The organism is Rhizobium sp. PEPV16 (genome assembly GCF_008919455.1).
GTDB classification, from domain to species: Bacteria; Pseudomonadota; Alphaproteobacteria; order Rhizobiales; family Rhizobiaceae; genus Rhizobium; species Rhizobium leguminosarum_Q.
In genome coordinates this window covers 13723-35822 of sequence record NZ_VSZV01000307.1, presented here as the reverse complement: position 1 = coordinate 35822, position 22100 = coordinate 13723, and the positions used below count along the sequence as shown (strand labels likewise).

The 22100-nt window shown below is 61.7% G+C and carries 25 protein-coding genes and 2 pseudogenes; 16 read left to right on the top strand and 11 right to left on the bottom strand.

The genetic code is table 11. From position 1 onward, the window contains the following. Nucleotides 1-124, top strand: a pseudogene (locus FY112_RS16695) (signal protein PDZ); the annotation flags it as partial. Between the two features lie 69 nt (nucleotides 125-193). Here the strand turns inward: FY112_RS16695 and FY112_RS16690 are convergent. Continuing rightward, on the bottom strand, nucleotides 194-1195 hold the full coding sequence (locus tag FY112_RS16690; protein WP_151518888.1) for a LacI family DNA-binding transcriptional regulator: 1002 nt from the start codon (nucleotides 1193-1195) through the stop codon (nucleotides 194-196). 207 nt (nucleotides 1196-1402) lie between these two features. Here FY112_RS16690 and FY112_RS16685 point away from each other — a divergent pair, with 207 nt between their 5' ends. The 3 genes from FY112_RS16685 to FY112_RS16675 are packed head-to-tail and all read left to right on the top strand — an operon-like array spanning nucleotide 1403 to nucleotide 4459. Next, on the top strand, nucleotides 1403-2317 hold the full coding sequence (locus FY112_RS16685; protein WP_151518887.1) for a sugar phosphate isomerase/epimerase: 915 nt from the start codon (nucleotides 1403-1405) through the stop codon (nucleotides 2315-2317). Between the two features lie 44 nt (nucleotides 2318-2361). Continuing rightward, entirely contained in the window at nucleotides 2362-3285 is a 924-nt protein-coding gene (locus FY112_RS16680; protein WP_151518886.1) for a TIM barrel protein, read from the top strand. 7 nt (nucleotides 3286-3292) lie between these two features. Beyond that, a complete protein-coding gene (locus FY112_RS16675; RefSeq protein ID WP_165504203.1) occupies nucleotides 3293-4459 on the top strand; it encodes a Gfo/Idh/MocA family oxidoreductase in 1167 nt (388 codons plus the stop codon). Nucleotides 4460-4556: 97 nt separating this feature from the next. On the opposite strand, the gene FY112_RS36785 is transcribed toward FY112_RS16675, so the two are convergent. The 4 genes from FY112_RS36785 to FY112_RS16660 all read right to left on the bottom strand — a co-directional run bounded on the left by FY112_RS36785 (nucleotide 4557) and on the right by FY112_RS16660 (nucleotide 7252). Then, nucleotides 4557-4724, bottom strand: a complete 168-nt coding sequence (locus FY112_RS36785; RefSeq protein ID WP_017959667.1) for a hypothetical protein — start codon at nucleotides 4722-4724, stop codon at nucleotides 4557-4559. Nucleotides 4725-4791: 67 nt separating this feature from the next. After that, nucleotides 4792-5184 carry a hypothetical protein gene (locus FY112_RS16670; RefSeq protein ID WP_017959666.1) on the bottom strand — a complete coding sequence of 131 codons (393 nt, stop codon included), beginning with the start codon at nucleotides 5182-5184 and terminating at the stop codon, nucleotides 4792-4794. 66 nt (nucleotides 5185-5250) lie between these two features. Next, a complete protein-coding gene (gene groL / locus FY112_RS16665) occupies nucleotides 5251-6885 on the bottom strand; it encodes a chaperonin GroEL (protein ID WP_151518885.1) in 1635 nt (544 codons plus the stop codon). A gap of 49 nt (nucleotides 6886-6934) precedes the next feature. After that, nucleotides 6935-7252 (bottom strand): co-chaperone GroES, encoded by a 318-nt coding sequence (locus FY112_RS16660; RefSeq protein WP_131629167.1) that lies wholly within the window; start codon nucleotides 7250-7252, stop codon nucleotides 6935-6937. A 511-nt stretch (nucleotides 7253-7763) separates the two neighbouring features. Between FY112_RS16660 and FY112_RS16655 the strand changes: the two genes are divergently transcribed. The 6 genes from FY112_RS16655 to FY112_RS16630 all read left to right on the top strand — a co-directional run bounded on the left by FY112_RS16655 (nucleotide 7764) and on the right by FY112_RS16630 (nucleotide 10387). Then, nucleotides 7764-8027: a hypothetical protein gene (locus FY112_RS16655; protein WP_062944212.1), complete on the top strand. Its 264-nt coding sequence runs from the start codon at nucleotides 7764-7766 to the stop codon at nucleotides 8025-8027. Continuing rightward, nucleotides 8024-8359 carry a hypothetical protein gene (locus tag FY112_RS16650; protein WP_131629166.1) on the top strand — a complete coding sequence of 112 codons (336 nt, stop codon included), beginning with the start codon at nucleotides 8024-8026 and terminating at the stop codon, nucleotides 8357-8359. The genes FY112_RS16655 and FY112_RS16650 overlap by 4 nt, the downstream gene beginning before the upstream one ends. After that, complete coding sequence (locus tag FY112_RS16645) at nucleotides 8356-8685, top strand: hypothetical protein (protein ID WP_151518884.1); 330 nt, start codon at nucleotides 8356-8358, stop codon at nucleotides 8683-8685. The genes FY112_RS16650 and FY112_RS16645 overlap by 4 nt, the downstream gene beginning before the upstream one ends. 5 nt (nucleotides 8686-8690) lie before the next feature. Beyond that, nucleotides 8691-8951 (top strand): DUF1488 domain-containing protein, encoded by a 261-nt coding sequence (locus tag FY112_RS16640; RefSeq protein WP_151518883.1) that lies wholly within the window; start codon nucleotides 8691-8693, stop codon nucleotides 8949-8951. Nucleotides 8952-8978: 27 nt separating this feature from the next. After that, nucleotides 8979-9821 carry a transglutaminase family protein gene (locus tag FY112_RS16635; RefSeq protein ID WP_017959659.1) on the top strand — a complete coding sequence of 281 codons (843 nt, stop codon included), beginning with the start codon at nucleotides 8979-8981 and terminating at the stop codon, nucleotides 9819-9821. Between the two features lie 185 nt (nucleotides 9822-10006). After that, nucleotides 10007-10387 carry a VOC family protein gene (locus tag FY112_RS16630; protein ID WP_094086385.1) on the top strand — a complete coding sequence of 127 codons (381 nt, stop codon included), beginning with the start codon at nucleotides 10007-10009 and terminating at the stop codon, nucleotides 10385-10387. Nucleotides 10388-10394: 7 nt separating this feature from the next. Here FY112_RS16630 and FY112_RS16625 read toward each other — a convergent pair whose 3' ends face one another. Further along, nucleotides 10395-11357 (bottom strand): LysR family transcriptional regulator, encoded by a 963-nt coding sequence (locus FY112_RS16625; RefSeq protein WP_131629164.1) that lies wholly within the window; start codon nucleotides 11355-11357, stop codon nucleotides 10395-10397. A gap of 123 nt (nucleotides 11358-11480) precedes the next feature. Here FY112_RS16625 and FY112_RS16620 point away from each other — a divergent pair, with 123 nt between their 5' ends. The 4 genes from FY112_RS16620 (at nucleotide 11481) to FY112_RS16605 (ending at nucleotide 15832) form a co-directional block, all read left to right on the top strand. Then, nucleotides 11481-12881, top strand: coding sequence for an MFS transporter (locus FY112_RS16620; protein WP_131629163.1), 1401 nt, complete (start codon nucleotides 11481-11483; stop codon nucleotides 12879-12881). Nucleotides 12882-12977: 96 nt separating this feature from the next. Further along, nucleotides 12978-13355: a hypothetical protein gene (locus FY112_RS16615; RefSeq protein ID WP_017959655.1), complete on the top strand. Its 378-nt coding sequence runs from the start codon at nucleotides 12978-12980 to the stop codon at nucleotides 13353-13355. Nucleotides 13356-13554: 199 nt separating this feature from the next. After that, nucleotides 13555-13890: a hypothetical protein gene (locus tag FY112_RS16610; RefSeq protein ID WP_094086387.1), complete on the top strand. Its 336-nt coding sequence runs from the start codon at nucleotides 13555-13557 to the stop codon at nucleotides 13888-13890. A 904-nt stretch (nucleotides 13891-14794) separates the two neighbouring features. Then, nucleotides 14795-15832: a fatty acid desaturase gene (locus FY112_RS16605; RefSeq protein ID WP_181018232.1), complete on the top strand. Its 1038-nt coding sequence runs from the start codon at nucleotides 14795-14797 to the stop codon at nucleotides 15830-15832. A 155-nt stretch (nucleotides 15833-15987) separates the two neighbouring features. On the opposite strand, the gene FY112_RS16600 is transcribed toward FY112_RS16605, so the two are convergent. After that, nucleotides 15988-16902: an SDR family oxidoreductase gene (locus FY112_RS16600; RefSeq protein WP_151518881.1), complete on the bottom strand. Its 915-nt coding sequence runs from the start codon at nucleotides 16900-16902 to the stop codon at nucleotides 15988-15990. Nucleotides 16903-17072: 170 nt separating this feature from the next. On the opposite strand from FY112_RS16600, the gene FY112_RS16595 reads away from it, so the two are divergent. Next, the gene (locus FY112_RS16595; RefSeq protein ID WP_131708455.1) at nucleotides 17073-17642 is read left to right on the top strand and encodes a TetR family transcriptional regulator; all 570 of its coding nucleotides are present in this window, start codon (nucleotides 17073-17075) and stop codon (nucleotides 17640-17642) included. Here FY112_RS16595 and FY112_RS16590 read toward each other — a convergent pair. The 4 genes and pseudogenes from FY112_RS16590 to FY112_RS16575 all read right to left on the bottom strand — a co-directional run bounded on the left by FY112_RS16590 (nucleotide 17639) and on the right by FY112_RS16575 (nucleotide 19602). After that, nucleotides 17639-18265, bottom strand: a complete 627-nt coding sequence (locus FY112_RS16590; RefSeq protein ID WP_131622039.1) for an exopolysaccharide biosynthesis protein — start codon at nucleotides 18263-18265, stop codon at nucleotides 17639-17641. The genes FY112_RS16595 and FY112_RS16590 overlap by 4 nt on opposite strands. 28 nt (nucleotides 18266-18293) lie before the next feature. Further along, the gene (locus FY112_RS16585) at nucleotides 18294-18596 is read right to left on the bottom strand and encodes a hypothetical protein (RefSeq protein ID WP_151518880.1); all 303 of its coding nucleotides are present in this window, start codon (nucleotides 18594-18596) and stop codon (nucleotides 18294-18296) included. Nucleotides 18597-18640: 44 nt separating this feature from the next. Further along, nucleotides 18641-18829: pseudogene (locus FY112_RS16580) on the bottom strand (TerC family protein); the annotation flags it as partial. Between the two features lie 296 nt (nucleotides 18830-19125). After that, nucleotides 19126-19602, bottom strand: a complete 477-nt coding sequence (locus FY112_RS16575; RefSeq protein WP_017959646.1) for a YcgN family cysteine cluster protein — start codon at nucleotides 19600-19602, stop codon at nucleotides 19126-19128. A gap of 204 nt (nucleotides 19603-19806) precedes the next feature. On the opposite strand from FY112_RS16575, the gene FY112_RS16570 reads away from it, so the two are divergent. Then, a complete protein-coding gene (locus FY112_RS16570) occupies nucleotides 19807-21993 on the top strand; it encodes a PBP1A family penicillin-binding protein (RefSeq protein ID WP_151518879.1) in 2187 nt (728 codons plus the stop codon). The last annotated feature ends 107 nt before the right edge of the window (nucleotides 21994-22100 follow it).

Below are 22100 nucleotides of genomic sequence, written 5' to 3'. Positions count from 1 at the left end.
CTGGAGCAGCGGCCCGGCCGGCGCCGAGATTCCCATGCGGATCCTCAGGAACGGCCGGGAAGCCTGGCTGCGCATCAAATCCGCCGACCGCAACAGCTTTCTCAAAAAGCCGCAGCTGCAGTGAGGTCGCGCCAGCGTCGTGAAGGCGGCTGGCGCTCATTCAAGCGGATTGTCCGGGCATCCTCATCCCGTCTCAGAGATTTTCCGGTGTGATCGTCAGGAAGCGCACCGGTTCGGCGCTGACCTCCACCTCGATGAGACCCAGCCTGTTCAAGGCAAGGTCTATCGATCGTCTCGCCTGCACTTCCGGCGCCTGGTCGAGCACGATCGACATGATGCCACGACTGAGATAGTCCTGCGTCTCTCCCGTCAATTCGTGGCCGACCCAGAACGGCCGCCCAGCCTTGTTTGCCTCGAGCACCCTTGCCACTCCCTTGTTATCGCCGCCTGCGCTATAGATGCCGATAATGCCGGGTTCGCGCCGGAGGGCCGCGTGCAGCAGCTCCATGGCATTGTGCTCGTCATCGAGGTCGAACATGACCTCGATGAAACGGTGCTCGTTTGAACCATTCTCCGAGAGATAGCTGGAGAAGCCGCGGATCCGCTCCTTATGGTTCTCATAGGCGCCGCTGTGGCAGAGAGCGACGAACGAACCGGGGCGCTGCGCCAGCATGCCCGACATGTAGTGAGCCGCGGTGCGTCCGGCGGCGTAGTTGTCGATGCCGACATAGGGCAGTTCGGGGGCCGGACGGGTCATGATCTGGACGACGGGAATGCCGAGACTGGCCGCCTTCCGCACGCTGGTGACGACATCGGCATGGTCGGGCGCAACCACGATCAGCGCCGACCGGCGTGCCGTCGGGTTGGCGATGTAGCGGGCGAATTGCGCCGGTTCGTTCTCGCGGACGAAGGTGCGGTGAACGACAATGCTGTCGTCGAGCGAGGCGGCAATGCGCTCGAACGCCCGGTTCAGACGCGAATAAAAACTGGTCTCCGGACGAACGAGGATCACCTCTATCCGGATCAGGCCACGATGGGCGACCGGCAGGCTTTGCCGGTATTCAAGCCGTCTTGCCGCCAGGAAGACTTTCTCCACCGTCTCCGGCCGCACGCCGCCGCGGCCGTTGACGACGCGCTCGACGGTCGCGGTGCCAACGCCGGCCTGCGTCGCGACATCCTTCAAAGTCACCTTCATCAGGCTCATCCACTCCCAAAGCTGCCACAACAGAGCATCGGTCTGCTGTGCGGTCAATGATCAAATTTGATCAAGGAAGCATTGGAGCATGGGAGCACTGCAGCAGTATCGTGCTGGCAATCCGGGAGGAGCACCGGACGTCCGAAACAAACGAGATCAAGGATCACCCGCCGGCCCGATGCGGCCGAAGGATGACGGAGGAACCAGATGAAGATCGCACTCGACCCGCATATGCACCGTCACCTCAATCTGCGCGACCTCTGCCGAAAGGCGGCGGAACTCGGCTATGAGCATATCGAGCTTTCACCACGCGACGATTTTCTGCCCTGGTGGGTGCGCCCGCGGGCGCACAAGGAACGCATCGCGGAATTCAAGTCGGCCCTGAAGGATCACGGCGTCCAGCTCGCTTCGATCCTGCCGATGTATCGCTGGGCGAGCCCGCATGAGGACGAGCGGCAGGCGGCGGTGCGCTACTGGAAGGAAGCGATCGCGATTTCGGCTGAGATGGGCTGCGATACGATGAACTCGGAATTCGGTCGCGGGCCGTCGCCGGATCGCAGCCACCGCGCCAGCTGCTGCGGCGGCATGCATACCCACGAGCACAGCGAGGCTGCCTGGTGGCGCTCGATGGAAGAGCTCGTTCCGGTGTTCGAGCGCGAGGGCGTCACGCTCAACATGGAACCGCATCCGGAAGACTGGTGCGAGACGCTGCATCCGGCGATCGACATGCTGAAGACCATCGGCTCGAAGAACGTCAAATTCCTCTATTGCGCGCCGCACACCTTCTATTTCGGTGACGACATGGCGCGGATGATCCGCGATGCCGGCCCGCTGATCGCCCATGTGCATGTGGCCGATACCTATAACCACAAGGCGTCATCCGGGCTGCGCTACATCATCAATCCGCCGGGCGCGAAGGTCACCATCCATCAGCACATGGATATGTACCAGGGCGAGATCAATTGGGATGTCTTCTTCTGCTCGCTCGCCGCGGTCGGGTTCGACGGCATCATCACCGCCTGCGTCTTCGGCTGGGAGGAGCGCGCCGACGATTCCGGCCGCTTCATGCGCTCCGAAATTCAAAAATATGTCGACAAATACTGGCCCGGCAACCTTGGCTGATCGTCAACATCCGCTCGGGCACCCCACTTTTCAGGAATAAAACCGTGACCATCACGATTGCGACAGCCGCCTGCTGCTGGGGCGTTGATGACGTCAACAATCCAAACCTTCCCGCCTGGGAACGCGTCTTCGACGAGGCGGCTGCGGCCGGCTATGGCGGCCTCGAACTCGGGCCGTACGGCTATGTGCCGCTCGATGATGGGCTCGTCGCAAAGGCGCTTGTCGAGCGCAATCTCTTCATCGTCGCCGGCACGATCTTCGACGATCTCGTCTCTCCTGAAAATCAGGAGACATTGCTGCGACAGACGGAGGAAATCTGCACCGTCATCACCAGGCTGCCGCAGCCGGAGCAGGTGGCGGGCCAGCGGTTCAGTACACCCTATCTCACGGTCATGGACTGGGGGCACGACGAGCGGGACTATGCCGCCGGCCATTCCGATCGTGCGCCGCGTCTCGACGACAAGGCATGGGCCGGGATGGTCGCCAATATCAGGGCGATCGCCGAACTCGCCCAGCGCAAATACGGCGTGCGCGCCGTCATCCACCCGCATGCGGGTGGCTATATCGAATTCGCCGATGAGATCGAGCGGGTGGCAGGTGACATTCCGCAGGATATCGCCGGCTTCTGCCTCGACACCGGCCATAGCTATTACGCCGGCATGGATCCCGTGGAGATGCTTCGCCGCTATGCCGACCGGCTCGACTACGTCCACTTCAAGGACATCGACCAGACCGTCTTCGACTGTGTGCTTGGCGAGAGGATCCGCTTCTTCGAGGCCTGCGGACAGGGCGTCATGTGCCCGATCGGCCGCGGCGTCATCGATTATCCCGCCGTCAAGCGGACGCTCGAGGAGATCGGCTATCACGGCTTCATCACCGTCGAGCAGGAGCGCGATCCGAGGAATGTCGCCGGCAGCCTCGAAGATGTGAAGCAAAGCCGCGATTACCTCAGATCAGTTGGTTTTTAGGGAAAAGATGATGACGAGTGACAGGAAAAAGCCGATCCGCTGGGGCATGGTCGGCGGCGGCAGAGGCAGCCAGATCGGCTATATTCATCGCTCGGCGGCGCATCGCGACGACGTCTTTGCCCTTGCGGCGGGCGCCTTCGATATCGATCCCGAACGCGGCCGCGCCTTCGGCATCGATCTCGGGCTCGACGAAGCCAGGAGCTACCGGGACTATGCGGCGATGTTTGCGACTGAGGCCCGGCGGGCCGACGGCATCGAGGCCGTGTCGATCGCGACACCCAACAACACCCATTTCGCGATCTGCAAGGCAGCACTCGAACATGATCTGCATGTGATTTGCGAAAAGCCACTCTGCTTCACGATCGCCGAGGCCGAGGAGCTGAAGGCGCTTTCCCAGGCGCGTGGCCGGATCGTCAGCGTGACCTATGGCTATGCCGGCCACCAGATGATCGAGCAGGCGCGCGCGATGGTCAGGAATGGCGATCTCGGCGAGATCCGCATCGTCAACCTGCAATTCGCCCATGGCTTCCATAGTGCTGCGGTAGAGGAGCAGAACCCCGCGACGCGGTGGCGCGTCGATCCGAAATTCGCAGGCCCTAGCTATGTGCTCGGCGATGTCGGGACCCACCCGCTTTATATCGCCAAGGTCATCCTGCCGCACCTGAAGATCAGGCGTCTGCTCTGCACCCGCCAGAGCTTCGTCAAAAGCCGAGCGCCGCTCGAAGACAATGCGGTGACCCTGATGGAATATGACAATGGCGCGATCGCCACCATCTGGTCGAGCGCCGTCAATGCCGGCTCCATGCACGGCCAGAAGATCCGCATCGTCGGCTCGAAGGCCAGCATCGAATGGTGGGACGAGCGGCCGAACCAGCTCTCCTACGAGATCCAGGGCGAACCGGCCCGCATCCTCGAGCGCGGCATGGACTATCTCTATCCCGAGGCCAGGATCGACGACCGGATCGGCGGCGGCCACCCGGAAGGTCTCTTCGAAGCTTGGGCGAACCTCTATCGCCGCTTCGGCTTCGCCATCAACAATGAGCGCGGCCTCGCCCCTGCAGGGATCGAAGAGCTGGTCTTTCCCGATGTCGATGCGGGACTGGAAGGAGTGCGCTGGGTGGAAAACTGCGTACGGTCCGCCGATGCCGGCGGAGTTTGGCTGGACTATCGCTAGGTCTTCAAGAGCCCCCGTGGCCTTTCCTCAGATCGCACCCTATGCCCGCTTCGCACTTGTTGCGCTGGAGACATGTTCAAGGATATCAGTCCACGCTTCAGATAAGCGGGTCGTCATCTTCCGCCGCTTGCGGCGCGCGGCGACGCGTGCTGTCGTTGGCGGCTTTCTTAGGCCCCTCGGCGGCTGCCTCGCGGATTTTCTTGACGCTTTCGCCGGCGTCTTCTGCGGCTGGCTGCGGGTCGTTCTTTTTCACGAAACGGATCATGGGTCATTTCCTGCTTCAACAGTGGGAGCGCTCCGCACATACATCGGAGCGCTCTGGAAAAACGGTGTCAGACGGCAAGCGCCGTGGCGCAGCCTTGAACACTTCGGCTATCGGCTGAAGTCTGCCCAGGCATGGTCGCCCAACCGCCGGCTTCAACGAACTGACGCTGTTTGTAGCCTTCGGTAATCGCCTTGAACTCGATCAGTTTAGCGCTCGCATCCGGCGCCGCCTTGAATCGCTCGACGCAAATGGCCGACGCCAGTTCTCCGCGTGCGGTGTCGCCGGCGGCGGCTGCCGCCTTGCTTGATGTGCCGCCTGTGACCCAACCTCCCCAGCTGAAGCCGATGATCATCGTGGCGATCGCCGTGACGACGCAGGCCCAGACGAGAAGTGTCTTGGATGGCTGGTAACTGTCGAAACGCTGAGTAATCGACGTCTTGCTGCTGCTCTGTACGGACATTGGAATTCTCCCTGTCTGTTGTTCGGGTTGTGCCGTCCGGCTGCGCCGGACCGGTTCAGGCTGGCCTCAGTATCCCATGCCGCCCATGCCGGCATTTCCGGCAGCAGACGCAGAGTCTTTTGCGGGAATCTCGGCGATCATCACCTCGGCGGTGATCAGCAGCGCCGCGATCGAGCCGGCGTCCTGCAGAGCGGTGCGCACGACCTTGGCAGGATCGACGATGCCTGCCTCGATCATATCGACATAGGTCTCCGTCTGTGCGTCGAAGCCCTGATTGTGATCATTGCCGTCAGCGAGTTTGCCGACGACGATGGAGCCTTCGAACCCGGCATTGTCGGCGATCTGCCGGATCGGGGCTTCGAGCGCCCTGAGCACGATCGAGATGCCCGCCGTCACGTCGGCGTTCTCCCCGGTCAGGCCCATGAGCGCCGACTTGGCGCGCAACAGTGCCACGCCGCCGCCGGGCACGATGCCCTCTTCGACCGCCGCACGGGTGGCGTTCAGCGCGTCGTCGATGCGGTCCTTCTTTTCCTTGACCTCCGTCTCGGTCGCGCCGCCGACTCGGATGACCGCGACGCCGCCGGCGAGTTTCGCCAGGCGTTCCTGCAGTTTTTCCTTGTCGTAGTCGGAGGTGGTGTCTTCGATCTGCGCCTTGATCTGCTGGATGCGCGCCTGGATGGCCGCTTTCTCGCCAGAGCCGTCGATGATCGTGGTGCTTTCCTTGTCGATCAGCACGCGTTTGGCGTGGCCGAGCATATCGAGCGTGACGTTCTCGAGCTTGATGCCGAGATCCTCGGAAATCATCTGGCCGGCGGTCAGCACGGCAATATCCTCCAGCATCGCCTTGCGGCGGTCGCCGAAGCCCGGCGCCTTGACGGCTGCGACCTTCAGGCCGCCGCGCAGCTTGTTGACGACAAGCGTCGCCAGTGCCTCGCCTTCGACGTCCTCCGAGATGAGGAGCAGCGGTTTGCCGGTCTGTACGACGGCTTCCAGGATCGGCAGCATCGCCTGCAGGCTGCCAAGTTTCTTCTCGTGAACGAGGATATAGGGCTCCTCCAGTTCCACGCGCATCTTCTCGGCATTGGTGACGAAATAGGGCGAGAGATAGCCACGATCGAACTGCATGCCCTCGACGACATCGAGTTCGGTTTCGGCAGTTCGCGCCTCTTCGACGGTTATGACGCCCTCATTGCCGACCTTGTCCATCGCCCTGGCGATCATCTCGCCGACGGTGGCGTCGCCATTGGCGGCAATGGTGCCGACCTGTGCGATCTCGCCTGACGATTTGACCTTCATCGCCCTCGCCTTGATTTCCTTGACGACGGCGATAACGCCGAGATCGATGCCGCGCCTCAGATCCATCGGGTTCATGCCGGCAGCGACGAGCTTTGCACCTTCGCGGAAGATGGAGGCGGCGAGCACCGTTGCCGTCGTCGTGCCGTCGCCGGCAAGATCATTGGTCTTCGAAGCCACCTCGCGCACCATTTGCGCGCCCATGTTCTCGAACTTGTCTTCGAGCTCGATCTCCTTGGCGACGCTGACGCCGTCCTTGGTGATGCGCGGTGCGCCATAGGCCTTGTCGATGACGACGTTGCGACCCTTCGGGCCAAGCGTCACCTTGACGGCGTTGTTGAGCAATTCGACGCCGCGCAGCAGGCGGTCGCGCGCGTCGGTGGAGAACCTGATTTCCTTGGCAGACATGATATTTCTTCCCAGTTCGGTTTTGAGTTGCGGGTCACAAATTCGACCCTCAGGCGGCTTTGCCGGCAGCCGCTTCGGTCTTTCCGACGATGCCCATGATGTCGGTCTCCTTCATGATCAGAAGGGTTTCGCCATCGATCGTGACCTCGCTACCCGACCATTTTCCAAATAGAATGAGATCACCGACCTCGACATCGAGCGGGACGGGACTGCCGCTTTTGTCGCGCAGGCCCGGGCCGACTGCGACCACTTCGCCTTGCTGCGGCTTCTCCTTGGCGGTGTCTGGAATGATGATCCCGCCCTTGGATTTGACATCGCCTTCCGCACGTCGAATGACGACGCGGTCGTGAAGTGAACGGAATTTCATAGAGGTCTTTCTGCTGCCGGCGCGTAGGGCGGCTGCAATTCATAAATAGCACTCGTGGCACTCGATTGATAGGAGTGCCAAGAAATATTGTTCGCACGGGGAACTTCTGGAAAAATTTATGAAATCAATTTGAACGGATATTTTGTAATAATCAGGAAATGAATAGAATTTTTACGCCAACGCGCTCAATTTTATTTAAGGTGTCGTTTGAGTTAATTTAGCGTTTTTCATAGATAAATCCGAATTATCTTGATTTAAACTCAATCGAGGCGCAATGATAGGTCTCGTCGATTTGGCCGACTTGGCTTCGCGGTGTCAGAGACCTACGACCCGCCATCACCACTGAATTTTCGATAGCAATCCATGACGTCGTTCCGGCGTTGATTTCGCCTATTCCGATCCGGAATGAGCTTGGCGCTGACCGCGGATGTACCGGCAGCATCGAGTTCGTCCGGTTCGGATCTCAACGATACAGGAAACGCATCGGTGTCTTCCTGCGGAGGCCTCAGCCGTGACCAGTCGCACCACACAAACCGTCGTCCGCTTTTCATCCCCATTCCGCCTGCCCGGTTTCGACGGGGCGCAGCCAGCCGGAGAATACCGCGTCGATTATGACGAGGAATTGATCGATGGCGTTTCCAGGCTTGCCTGGCGACGGGTCGGCGCCTTCATCCACCTGCCGGCGATCGCCACGCAGAGTTCGACGCAGCAGATGATGCCTATCCCCCTGTCAGCTCTCGAAACCGCGCTCGAAAAGGACCACAAACCGTCATGACCGCTACGCGCATCCCGCAACGCAATGGACGCTCGATCCGGCGCGAGGCAGCAACGCATATCTTCAAAGTGGGGCAGACTGTCCGAGTGAAGGACGGGTTCTTAGTCGTTCCCTCCAAGCTCCCCGACACATACCGCATTACCGCCACGCTGCCTCTGAGAGGAAATGTGCTGCAATACCGCATCCGCAGTGACGATGAACGTCATGAGCGGGTCGCGACGGAAGACAGCCTGGAACTGATAACCCTATCGCCCGCCGGCAGCGGCGCAACACTGATCGAGAGGACGTTTGGCCATGGCCACGGCCCGAATGACGAAAGGTTGACATCGTGAACAGCCATGAAGACGAAGCCGAACGACGACGGAATGCCTTTGCCGTCGGCACATGGGAAAACAAATGTGGCGCTTCCGGCCGCTACTCCATGGAGATCGAACACGACCGCCGGATCGAATCCGCCCGTTCGTCGACCGTCTATCGTGTCTCCGCGAGTGTTCCAGTGCATGCCGACCGTGCCATGATCGGCAAGAGCCGTTCGCAGGCCGGGAAAGACATGATGTCCTTCAATCTTCTCAACATAGGATACCGGAAGGAATGGCTCAGGCTGTCGGACGCCGCCCGGAGTGCTCGTAAGATCCCGCCGGTTCAACCACGGCGCTAGCCTTTCTGAACCAAAGCCGCAGCTTCGATGCGGCGAGAAATGCTGTGCGCTTCGTCGGCCATGACGGCATGTTCCAGGTGTTGTTCTTCATCGAGGTTGGCGCGCTGGCGAAATCCGACATGACATTGCAAAGAACCGAGCCTTCGGAAACGAGGTGGCTTTCGGCGTTCGACGCCCTGCGCAACTCCATTCAGGACGTGGCACACAAAGCCTATTCCTACCGCCGCCGCGCCTTCTATACTCTAACTGCGGCGGATTTCCGCTAGGCGGATCCGGACGCGCGGGAACGCTCCATGTTGATCCGTTACGGCTATGAAATCACGCTGACCTGCCCTCAGCCGACCGCATTGGTATGCCTGTTGTCGGTTCATGATGATCGTGCGGCCGACATCAGAATTCCGGAAACGGTCTTCACCACCCCTGATGTTCCCACTTCGACTTATCGCGACCTTTTCGGCAACCGCTGTCTTCGGCTGGTTGCCCCGGCGGGCGACCTGACCATATGGGGCGATGCGACGATCGAAGACGACGGCAAACCGGACAGCTATCTGGCAGGCGCCCGCGAAATCCCGGTTTCGGAGTTGCCGGACGATTGCCTTAACTACCTGATGGGCAGCCGCTATTGCGAAACGGACCGCCTCAGCCAGATTGCGTGGGATATGTTCGGCACGGTCTCACCCGGCTGGGGCCGCGTTCAGGCGATTTGCGACTTCGTCCACGGCCATATCCAATTCGACTACATGCAGGCGCGATCGACGCGGACAGCCTTCGAGGCGTTCCACGAACGTATCGGCGTCTGTCGCGACTTCGCGCATCTCGCGGTGGCGTTGTGCCGCTGCCTCAACATTCCAGCCCGATATGTCAACGGCCATCTCGGCGACATCGGTGTTCCCGTCGTCGACCCGATGGACTTCAGCGCCTGGATCGAGGTCTTCCTCGACGGTGCATGGCATACATTCGATCCGCGCAACAACACGCCGCGGATCGGTCGTATCATCGTCGCACGCGGGCGCGACGCCGCCGACATACCGCTCATCAATTCCTTCGGACCGCATGTGCTGAAGGCGTTTCGAGTCTGGACCTATGAGGTGACGAACCTGCAGCAGATGCAAAGCGTCGCCGAGAGCGCTGTTTAGAACGAGACCTGGACGGATGCGGCAATGTCCGGCCTCAGGCTTTGCCGCCGGCGCCAGCTGTCGCAGGATTGCCTCTCCCACACACTTTGACGCGACGTGCTTTAGAACGGCGGTTGAAAGATGTTGGCGTCGTGCCATCTTGGGTACGAGCAGTCATTAGCGGAAGATAGGGAGTTTCGCAGTCCATGTTCGATCATATTTCCATCGGCGTAAAAGACCTGGAAAGAGCCCGCCGTTTCTACGATGCGGCGCTGGCGCCGCTTGGATATGAGCGCCTGGCCAATTCCGACACCATGATCGGCTACGGCCCGGAAAGGGTCGGGCTCTGGGTGATGCAGGTCGACCAGCCTGTTGTTGCCGACATGCGATCCGGGCTGCATTTCTGCTTCGTCGCGCCTGATGAGGCCGCGGTCGATGCCTTTCACGCGGCCGCCGTTGCATCCGGCGGCACGGATAATGGCGAACCAGGTGTGCGGCCGGATTATGGGCAATTCTATTACGCCGCCTTCATCATCGACCCGGACGGCTATCGCCTCGAAGCTTATTTCCACAAAGGCGAACTGTAAGGGACCGTCAGGCAGCGGCTCTCGGAATGGATACGCAGCAGCCGGAAGCTTCGAGCGCTTTATTGGCTACATCGATGAACAGGCGACGGAACCAGCGCGCCCGGCCGTCCGTCTGGTCGACTCGGCGATAAAGCATCGTCACGGGATCGGCCGGCAGCAAAAGCGGCGGCTCGCAAAGCATCAGCTCATGTAACTGCGCCATGCAGCGACCGATCGATTCCGGCACGGTGGCAATGGCGGGCATCGCCTTCAGCACCATCGGCAGAGCGGAAAAGCGCGGGACGGTCGCCACCACCTGTCTCACATCGCCGGTGCGGTTCAGCGCCATGTCGATACCGGTCGAGGTGTTGCCTTCGAACGAGACGGTGACATGCGCGACATTGGCGAAATCCTTGAGGCTCAACGGCGCCTTCAGCCCGAGCTGAGCTTCATCGTAGATGCAGATCGAGACTTGGTCGAACAGCGGCGCGCGAATGTGCCAGGAGGCGGGCTCGTCGTGCATCGCGACGCTGAAATCGAAAACGCCTTCATCCAGCCGGCGTGCGGCATCGCGCTTTTCGGAAGCGATGCCGATCAGCCGGGCGCCGGGTGAAAGCTTTAGAAGACGGGCGGCAAGCGGGCCGAAGAAAGCCGATTCGAGATTGTCGCACATGCCGATGCGGAACTCGCCCTGCCAGCTTGCCGGATCGAATTCGGCCTGCGGGCGGATGGCGCGCTCGATGCCCGACAGCGCATCCTCGATCGCCGGGGCGATGGAAAGGGCGCGCGGCGTCGGCTGCAGGCCGCGGCCGACACGTACGAACAGTTCGTCGTCCAGCGCCTCGCGCAGGCGCCGCAAGGCAGCCGACAGGCCCGGCTGGCCGAGCAGCAGCCGCTCGGCGGCGCGACTGACATTGCGCTCCTGCATCAGCACCGAAAAGGCCAGCAGGAGATTGAGGTCGATCTTGCGAAGAGTGGCATCATTCATCATCGTCAGTAATACCTGGCATGGCTACTATCAATTTGCAATAGGAAAGGAAGCTGTACATTTTCTCGTTCCCTGCCGCCCGGCAACCTCCCCCGATGAGGCGGCAGCAACGAAGGAACGATTTCGATGACACTTTCCAAATCGCGAAGCGGGGCGGGGCTGGCACTGCTGCTGCTCTGCACCGCCAATTTCCTCGACGCCATGGACGTCTCCACCATCGGCGTTGCCTTGCCTGCCATCCAGGCCGAACTCGGCATGGAGGCGACATCGCTGCAATGGGCCGTCAGCGCCTATGTGCTCGGCTATGGCGGCTTCCTGTTGCTCGGCGGCCGGGTCGCCGACGTCTTCGGCCATCGCCGCGTCTTCCTCTGGTCGCTGGCGATCTTTGCCGCCGCCAGCATCGCCGGCGGCTTCGTCGATAGCGGGCCGACGCTGATTGCCGCCCGCTTGATCAAGGGCATTGCCGCCGCCTTCACTGCGCCCGCCGCCCTTGCGTTGCTGCTCTCCGTCTTCGGCGAGGGAACCGCACGGGCAAAGGCGCTCGGGGTCTTCGCCTCGACCGGCGCCACCGGCTTCGTGCTCGGCATGGTGCTCGGCGGTGCCGCGACGATCTTCAGCTGGCGGACGACGCTCGTCATGGGCGCGCCCGTCGCCATCCTGACACTCCTTCTTGCGCCGCTGGCGCTGCCGGCCGACCCGAAAAGGACAGGACCACGGCCGAGCTTCGACTGGGCCGGCGCGCTGACGATCACGCCCGGACTGCTGCTCTTCGTCTTCGGCATCACCAATGCCGCAGCCGCCGGCTGGCAGGCCTTCCCGACCTGGGGTTCGCTCGCCGCGTCGCTGGTGCTGATCCTGCTCTTCCTCGTGGTCGAAGCGCGCCATGCCGATCCGATGGTGCCGCTCGGCATGTTCCGCCGAGCCAAGCTCCGGCATGCCAATGCCATCGCCGCCCTCTTCCAGGGCGCCTATGTCGGCTTCCAGTTCCTGGCGACGCTCTATTATCAAAACGTCATCGGCTGGTCGGCCTTCACCACCGGCTTCTGTTTTGCGCTTGGCGGCGTCTTCGTGATGTTCCTGGCGCCACGTTTTGCGACGCTCGCGCAAAATCGCGGCGCCACCGGGCTGATGGCGGCGGGTGTCGGCCTGCAAGCGTTCAGCTATGTCTTCTGGGTGACCGCACTCGGACATGTCGACCCGATCCTGCTCGTGCTGTTTTCGCAGATCCCGCTCGGCCTCGGTTACGCCATGACCTACCCTTCAGTGCAGGTCGCGGCCCTTTCCGACGTGGAAGACGATAAGTCGGGGCTCGCCTCCGGACTGCTCTTCGCCTCCTTCCAGATCGGCGGCGGCATCGTGCTTGCGGCGGCCTCGGCAGTCTTCGGCGCCGCGCCGCATTTCGGCTGGGACCCCTATGTCGCCGGCATCGCCTTCGTGGCGCTGCTTGCGGTGGCGATTACCTTGCTTGCAGCCGCCGGTCCGCGGACATCGGCCGCCCGGAGACCCAGCTATCAGGCGGCGGAATGACGGTCATCAGCCCGCACCCTGACCGGTGCGGGCTACTCATCAACCGGAGCGATATCTGCAGCAAGAATCCCGTTGCGTTGCCTGGTTGAAAGGCGCATGGTCGCAACTTCGGCAGCCAGTGTACGGGCGCTGCCGACTGAGGGTTTTTATACCCTTGCCCCGATGAAAGGAGGACCGATGTCTTCCACTTTCGAAAAGTCGCATCTGACTTCGTCCGATCTCGACATGCTGCAAGGCGTGCTCGACGACGCCGGCTACGACGCCAAAATTCTGATCGGCAACGAACGCGTCTTCAACGTCGCGGCCATACTGCTGATCAGGCTGTTCGAAGAGGGCGTCACCTCGCCGGCCATGCTCTCACAAGCGCTCGAACACCATTTCGGCAAGCTGAAGACGCCGCCGAAACCGATAACCCCCGTCTTTAATCGATATGCGATACAGGGATTGCCCCGCGAAAGACGCGTCGCCGGCTAGAGCATGATGCCAAAAAGTGTGAGCGGTTTTCGGACGACATCATGCTCTCACTAATGTTCTAAAGCGCGTCGCGATCTTTCAGATTCACTCCTCGCGCTTTAGGTTTTTGTTTTACGCATGCCGTTAGCGCAAAACCGCTTCACACTTTTGCGCGACATGCTTTAGCGGCAAGCGAGCCGCCCGGCTCCGAAGGAATATTGTGCGAAAAACCCTCCTGCTTTGTATCTGCGTCGCAGCGGCCGGTTATTTCGGATGGGTGCAATTCGGGGCTTACCAACAACGCGAGCAGGCTAGAGTTCTTGCTGTCACCGACAGGGAGCGCCGGGTGGCGCTCCTGGAAATCGACGGCTGCCAGGCGAAAGTGGATCTGCTTCTATCGATGACAGACCGCCTGCTCAAGGCCGGCGGCATGCTGGTGCCGCTCGATATCGGACGGGACATAGAACTCTGTTTGGCCCGCGGCATCATGTCTGCATCAGGCCGTGCGGAGATGGAAAGAACGAAGCTGATCCGCCTGTTTCCCGTGAATGACTAAGCGTGTCGGAAGATTCATCCCTCGCGCTTGTTTCGAATGCCGTTATCGCAAAACCGCCGCCCCCTTTGCGCTGCACGCTTTTATCCCCTGTGGAAATGTGGCTTTCCTGCGGCGGCGGCCTTAATGGCACCTCAATTTTACTCTATAAGGAGGGCTCGCTGATTTGGCCGATGCGGCATTTGCGGTGACCGGATTTCCGGCCCCGCCATTTTCCCGATCGCGAAAGCATGGTGACGTCCCGTCTCAACGTCGGGTTTGGCTTTCGGTGACCTCTCCGGTCATCCGCCTCCAGACTGCGATGCGGTTTCAGCAGGCATCATTTTCATTCCATCCCTGCGGCCCGGTGTTGTCGGGTTGCCCCTCATGACGATCCCGCGATCTCCGATCGCGACCGACAAGCGGGGCGAATACCACGCAGGCTGCGGCTTTCAATTTCGATCTAAAGGGAGATTTTATCGATGGCAAAAGGACAAGTAAGAAGCAATCGCGAGGTCCGGAAGCCGAAGAAGGACAAGCAGGCAGCGAAGGTGGAAAGCACATTCGCCAATCAGATGAAGACGGCGACCAAAACCGCCCCGCAGGGCAGTGCTCCAAAGAAATAGAACCTCTTATCGAGCCCCCGCTCCGCCCCCGTGCGCATAACAGCGCCAGTGATAGCGCGTCTTGTCGGACGCGCCGCGCTCCGGCGCGACACCATAACCCATTGACATGTTTTCGGAAAAACAGGAATTGCTGCAACCATGACCACTCTTAATACGATGTACAACTTCGACTATCCGCTCTTCCTCATTCGCTCGGCCGTGGTGATTGCACTCGGCTTTTCGGCGATCGCCGCCTTTCACGGCGTCACTCTATGATCGAATCTGCGCGCCGCAGCGAGTGCGAGGAAATCCAAGTGGCCCCTTTGGGTGAGCCCGACGACAACCCGGAGCGATCCGCACTTTTCGCAGAAAAGCGCTGGCTGAAGATCCTTGCCGGATATCGCCAGCCGCGGGCCGGACGCAGCGCCTTCGAGCTTGCTGTCACAGTCGTCCCCTTCGCGCTGTTCTGGGCTGCCGCTTGGGCAGCGGTACATTACAGTTTCTGGCCCGGCCTGATCCTCATCCTTCCCGCCGCTGCTTTCCTGCTCCGGCTGTTCATGATCCAGCATGATTGCGGCCACGGCTCGTTTTTCGCTCGTCGCCGCGTCGACGACTGGATTGGACGCACGATCGGCATCCTGACGCTGACGCCCTACGACTATTGGCGCCGGGCGCATGCGGAACACCACGCCTCGGCCGGAAACCTGGACGAGCGCGGCGTTGGCGACATCGAAACGCTGACGATCGCCGAATATAACGCGCTGTCGCGCTGGGGCCGGCTTGGCTACCGGCTCTACCGGCACCCGATCGTGATGTTCGGGATCGGACCGGCATGGCTGTTCCTCTTCAAGCAGCGCCTGCCTTTCGGCATGATGCGCTCCGGCGCCCTGCCCTGGATCTCGACCATGGCGACCAATCTTGCCATCGCGGTGGTCGCCGCGCTGCTGATCTGGGCGGTCGGGATCGTCCCCTTTTTACTGGTGCATCTGCCGACCGTGCTTCTGGCAGGTGCTGCCGGCGTCTGGTTGTTCTACGTTCAGCATCAATTCGAGGAAACACATTGGTCGAAGGAGCCGGACTGGCAGTTCCAGCATGCAGCCCTGCACGGCGCCTCGCATTACGACCTGCCGCCAGTGCTGCGGTGGATCACCGGCAATATCGGCATCCACCACGTGCATCATCTGTCGAGCCGGGTGCCTTACTACCGGCTGCCGGAGGTGCTGCGAGATCATCCTGAGCTTGCCGATCTGGGCCGCATCACGCTCATGGAAAGCCTGCGTTGCGTCAAGCTGGTGCTGTGGGACGAACATACGAAGCGACTGGTCTCGTTTCGCGAGGCGGCGCGGCTGGCCACAGCATGATAACGGGGCGTTAGAGCGGTTTAGCTTTCACGGAAGCGCAGAGCCGCTCTAACCTTTTGTTCCTGGAATTGCTCCAGTAAAATCATCCTGTTCTAAATTAAATAGTTAGAGCATGATGTCGCCCGAAAACCGCTCACACTTTTCGGCATCATGCTCTAGCGATAGCCTGTCACATCCGCCGGTTCGCCCGGCTCCTGCACTTCCACCATGTAGCGCCAGCAATCCGGCCGCGAACCGTCGATATCGTCGAAGCCGTAGGTCTTGGCCACTCCGCCGCTCGACAGCGACTGGCCGTTCCAGCGGGCACGGTCGGGATCGGCGGCGATGGCCGCAACGGCCCGGCCGACGAAGCGCGGGGTTTCGGAAATGGCGAAATGCGGCTGTACATTCGTCGCTTCGCGCCAGTTCTCCTCGCGAACACCATAAGCATCCAGCATCATTTCGGAACGCAGCCAGCCGGGCGTGATCGAAACGGCCGTGGCGCCGTGTTTCGCCAGATCTTGCGCATGCGCCCAGGCCATGCGGGTGACGCCTGTCTTGACGAGGTCGTAGAAGGGCGACAGCCGGTAATGGGTGGCATTGTACTCGGCCGTGCCGTCGGTCATCTCCACCAGCAGCCCGCCGCGACGCTCGATCATCAGCGGCAGGGTGTAATGGGCGGTGATCAGATGCGTCTCGATGCCGAGCTGCAGCATGCGCAGGCCTTTGTCCAGCGAATGCTCCCAGACGGCCTTGTCCCATTCGAACAGTTTCTCGCAGCCCCAGATGTCGTTGACGAGAATATCGAGTCGGCCGGCCTCCTCGCGGATGCGTGCGACCAGCGCCTCGACCTGTTGCTGGACGAGATGGTCCACCTGCACGGCAATGCCCTTGCCACCGGCTGATGTCACCAGCTCGGCCGTCTCCTCGATCGTCTCCGGTCGGGCATACTCGGATTGCTGGGCGCGCGTCGTGCGCCCAGTCACGTAGACGGTGGCGCCGGCGGCACCGAGTTCCACCGCGATGCCTCGGCCGGCGCCGCGCGTAGCACCCGCCACCAAGGCCACTTTCTCCCGCAAGTTCGCTGTCACTTATCCATCCTCCACGCTACTGCAAATTGTTACAGCGTCCTTTGCGCCTCTAAAGAGGCGCGGCGCTGTAGAACGCCTCATGCCGTAATGGAAGCGCCAGGAATTCGCCGGCGCTGCTTGTTTATAACCGAATGATCGTTTATATATAACGCGAATGCAAGAGGAATTTCATGCCGCGCCGTCGCACACTGTCCGATGAACAGCTTCTCGCCATGGTGCTGGCGCTGGTTCATGCCGAGGGGCCGGAAGCGGCGACATTTGCGGCGGTGGCGAAAGCGAGCGGCCTTTCCGGCTCGACGCTGGTGCAGCGTTTCGCCACGAAGGCGGCGATGCTGCGCGCCGCGCTGCTTTATGCCTGGGACAGGCTGGATGCGGAAACGACACGGCTTGCCGAGACCGTCCCGAAAACGCCGGAAGGCGCCATCACGCTGCTCGTCGGCCTGTCGCAGGATTACGGCGACAATGCCGCCGCTTATGGCGAGGGACTGCTGGTGCTTCGCGAGGATTTTCGCGATCCGGTCCTGCGCGCCCGAGGGGCGGCTTGGGGAACGGCACTGACGGCGACAATCGCTCGCTGTTTCGGCTCGGCGAAGGCGCCGGAGACGATCGCCCGGCTGATGCTGTCGCAATGGCAGGGTTCGCTGATCTGGTGGGGTTTTGGCGCCGAGGGGCCGGTGGCCTCCTATGTGGAGACGGAACTTCGGCGTTTCCTCGCCGCGGTACCTGTCCATTCAGCTTAGGAGACTGCGAAGATCATCGCCTTGATAAAATAAAGCAAAGCGGCGGTCGCGACGATTGTCGCCAAGGTGAGCAGCAGTCCGATCAGGGTGACGAGACCATCCCGCTCCATCAGGGCGACGGCGAGCACCACCAGCGAGAACACCGGCAGAATATTGCCGAAGGGGATCGGCAGCGCGATCACCACGGCGAGCAGGAAGACAGGAATGCCGAGCAGCGCCTGCACCGTCGGGCCGGTGAAGGCCTCCAGCCGGCCGGCGCGCACGACCCTCTCCACCCGGGCGATCACCGGGACCGCGTGACCCACGACGAGATCAAGCGCCGCGGACGAAACCCGGCGATCCCTGACGATGGCGGGCAGCCAGACCTTCCAACCGCCCGCAACGATCTGGAGGGAGACCAGCGCAAGCGCGGTGCCGAAAATCATTCCGAACGGCCCGGGAATCGGGGTCAGCGCCGGGATTGCCAGGAACAGGATGGTGAAGGCGATGCTCGTCGAGCCCATCGCCTCCAGAACCTCGCCGATGGAGAGGCCGCCCCTCACCCGGGCGAGTTCCAGCATTTCCCGGAGACGCGCGGTGGCCACACCGCGCGGCGCCCGTCTATTTCCGTCTTGATCAGACATCACGCAGTCCATTTTCAGCTGGCAGCCGTCACGCACCCGTGCCGGCTCCCTTCAGGGCGCCGACGAGGGCTGTGCATTGCGGGTCGCTACCGTCGAGAAGTTCGGCCGGCGCGGTATGGCCGATCGCTATGCTGACGACTGTGGCCGCCGCCCAGCCGTAGTCGCTGGCGGCGCGCTCTATGAGCTTCGGCCCCTGAGATGTCAGGCAGGCCTGGGATTGGCGGACGATCTCCACGGGAAGCCGGGCGCGCTCAGCCTGTTGCTGTATCTCAGCCTGCAACGGATCGACGACGAGCAGGGCAAAAATCCAGCCGATGAAATTCGAAATCATATCTGTTTCCTTCCTTTGTTAACGTATTCCCTCGCAGAGCCCGCTCAGGCGGGCTGCTGCGGATCCCGCTTTTTGAGGAGGCTCCAGACCGCTCCGGCAGCGATGATCGCGAAAGCGATGCTGAGCGAGAGCGCGGCCGGGAATTTTTCAAGGCCCAGCAGATCGGCGAGAAAGATCTTCGAGCCGATGAAGATCAGCACGATGGCAAGCGCCGGCTTCAGGTAACGGAAGCGGGGCGAAGAAGCTCGACCACATCCAGAGCGGCGTTCCCAGCCGCTCGACGAACAAAAAAGAGAGATTCAAGGATAGTCCCCTGTCGGCACTGGTTGTCGGAGAAGAGGTCCGACATCGCAAGAGTGCCGAAGCTCTCGCCAGAGGGGCCCGGACCAGCGGGTCGCACTGCAGGTAGGGTCTCACTCTTCAATAATCAAGCAGCGGCCAGTGCCGATTTTACGCATCGCGCGGAGGTAAGGCGTGCGCTGTGCGAATGCGTCATTCGCCCCGCAAGAGAAAGCCTTCGCCAGCCGTATCAGGCGTCCTCATCGTCCTTCTCCTCGCCCACAGTCAGCGGCCAGTCGACGACGTAGTCTTCGAGATCGTCGAGATCGATCTCATTTTCGTTGATCGCGCGGCCTCGCGCGGAAATGCCGGCGGCATGGACGGTCGCCGGGTCGCCGGAGACGAGCGGGTGCCACCAGTAGAGGTCGCGGCCTTCATTGACCAGCCGGTAGCCGCAGGTGGGCGGCAGCCAGGCGATATCCGGCACATTCTCCTTGGTCAGCTGCACGCAGTCCGGCACGAAATCCCAGCGGTTCTCATAGCTGGAGCAGCGGCAGCTTTCGCCGTCGAGAAGCTTGCAGCTGACCGAGGTGAAATAGATATCGCCGCTATCCCATTCCTCGATCTTGTTGAGACAACAGAGGCCGCAGCCGTCGCAGAGGCTTTCCCACTCGGCGACGGTCATTTCGGCAAGCGTCTTACTCTTCCAGAAGGGCAAATCGTTCATCGTTCGTTTCTTGCAACAGCGACCCGCAAAATCGCGTGACCCTGATGCATCTCTCTTGTTATCAGCCGCAAAATCAATCAATCCTTCAGTATACTCCTGGTACTCGGAGAATTCTCTCCTCGTATCGGAGAGCTTTGCGGCCATATGCGGGCCTCGCGCTTTTGTCGGATATGACCGAAGCGAGATCAGGCGGGAATACAGGACGTGCAAGATCCGGACAACCCAGGAAATGGGCCAGAAAAAAGCCCGGGAAAAGCGGCGAACGAGGCGGCGGAAAAGCGGCCGGCGAAGAGCCGTCACATTCTGCTGCGCATCGATTCCTGGATCGATTCGACCGTCTGGAACGCCGGCTTCCGCGCCGCCGAGATCTGGGAAGACATTACCATCTTCTTCCGCCGCTTCCGCGTGCGCGGCTGGAAGCGCATGGTCTTCGAACTTGCCGGCGAAGGACTGACGCTCGGCGCGGCCGGCTCGGTGCTGATGCTGCTGCTTGCCCAACCCGCCTTCGAGGCAACCAAGGAGGACTGGCGCAACCGCGGCGATTTCGCCGTCACCTTCACCGACCGCTACGGTAATGTCATCGGCCATCGCGGCGTCATCCACCAGAATTCCGTACCGATCGACGAGCTGCCGGATTCGCTGATCAAATCGGTGCTCGCCACCGAGGACCGGCGCTTCTTCGACCATTTCGGCATCGATTTCATCGGCCTCTTCCGCGCCATGAGCGAGAATGCGCGCGCCGGCGAAGTCGTGCAGGGCGGCTCGACGCTGACGCAGCAGCTCGCCAAGAACCTGTTCCTGTCGAACGAACGCTCGATCGACCGCAAGGTCACCGAGGCCTTCCTGGCGCTTTGGCTCGAGGCGAACCTTTCCAAGAAAGAAATTCTCTCCACCTATCTCGACCGCGCCTATATGGGCGGCGGCACTTTTGGCGCCGCGGCGGCGGCGCAGTTCTATTTCGGCAAGAACATCACCGATGTGAACCTCGCCGAATCCGCCATGCTTGCCGGCCTGTTCAAGGCGCCGGCGAAATACGCGCCGCATGTCAACCTGCCGGCGGCGCGTGCCCGCGCCAACGAAGTGCTGACCAATCTGGTGCAAAGCGGGCTGATGACCGAGGGCCAGGTGATCGCCGCCAGGCGTAATCCAGCTACCGTCGTCGACCGCAACGAGGTGGAATCGCCCGATTTCTTCCTCGATTGGGCTTTCGACGAGGTGCAGCGGCTTTCGTCGCGCTTCCACCAGCATTCGCTGATCGTGCGCACGACGATCGATATGGGCATCCAGCAGGCGGCGGAGGATTCGGTCGAGACGTCGCTGCGCGAATATGGCGAAGCCTATCACGCCAAGCAGGGCGCGATGGTGATGATCGAAAACGGCGGCGCCGTGCGCGCCATGGTCGGCGGCCGGGATTACGGCGAGAGCCAGTTCAACCGCGCCAGCAGGGCGCTGCGCCAGCCAGGCTCGTCCTTCAAGGTCTACACTTATGCGGTGGCGATGGAGAGCGGCATGACGCCGCAGACGACGATCGTCGATGCGCCGATCTACTGGGGCAACTGGAGCCCGCACAATTACGCAAACCGCTATGCCGGCCGCATCACGCTCGAGACCGCGATCGCCCAGTCGATCAACACCGTGCCGGTGCGGCTCGCCAAGGAGAAGCTCGGCATCCAGCCGATCCGGGCGATGGCAAAGAACCTCGGCGTCGAAACGCCGATCCGCGACGACGTCACCATCCCGATTGGCACCTCCGAGGTGACGGTCCTCGACCAGGCGACGGCCTACGCCACCTTCCCGGCCGGCGGCTACCAGTCGCGCCGCCACGGCATCACCCAGATCCTCGATTACGACGGCGACGTTCTCTATGATTTCGACCGCGACGAACCGGCGCCGAAACGCGTGCTGTCCGAACAGGCCGACGCCTATATGAACCAGATGCTGTCGCGCGTTCCTTATGTCGGCACGGCGCGCAAGGCGGCCCTCGACAATGGCATCCTGACGGCCGGCAAGACCGGCACGACCCAGGCCTATCGCGACGCCTGGTTCGTCGGCTTCACCGGCAATTACACCTGCGCTGTCTGGTTCGGCAATGACGACTACACCTCGACCAACGAGATGACCGGCGGTTCGCTGCCTGCGATGACCTTCAAGCGCGCCATGGATTACGCCCATCAGGGTGTCACGCTGCGCGCCATCCCCGGCGTCGAAAACCCCCTGCCCTCGGAAAAGGACCTCGCCAAGACCGCCGCCGCCAAGCCGCAGGACGGATTGCCGCAGCTCATCCGGCCGCGCATGCTCTCCGTTCAATCGACTGGCATCCTCAAGAAGCTCGGCGAAAAACTCAAGGATGCCGCCCCACTCGCGCCGGCGAAGGTGGCGAGCGCGGACTAGCCGGCCCAGGAGATTGCCGGTAGCTGCCCCTCATCCGCCTGCCGGCACCTCTGGGTGAAAGGCCGTATTGGCGCAGTTGGCAGACGACTTTGCCGCATGGACATGAC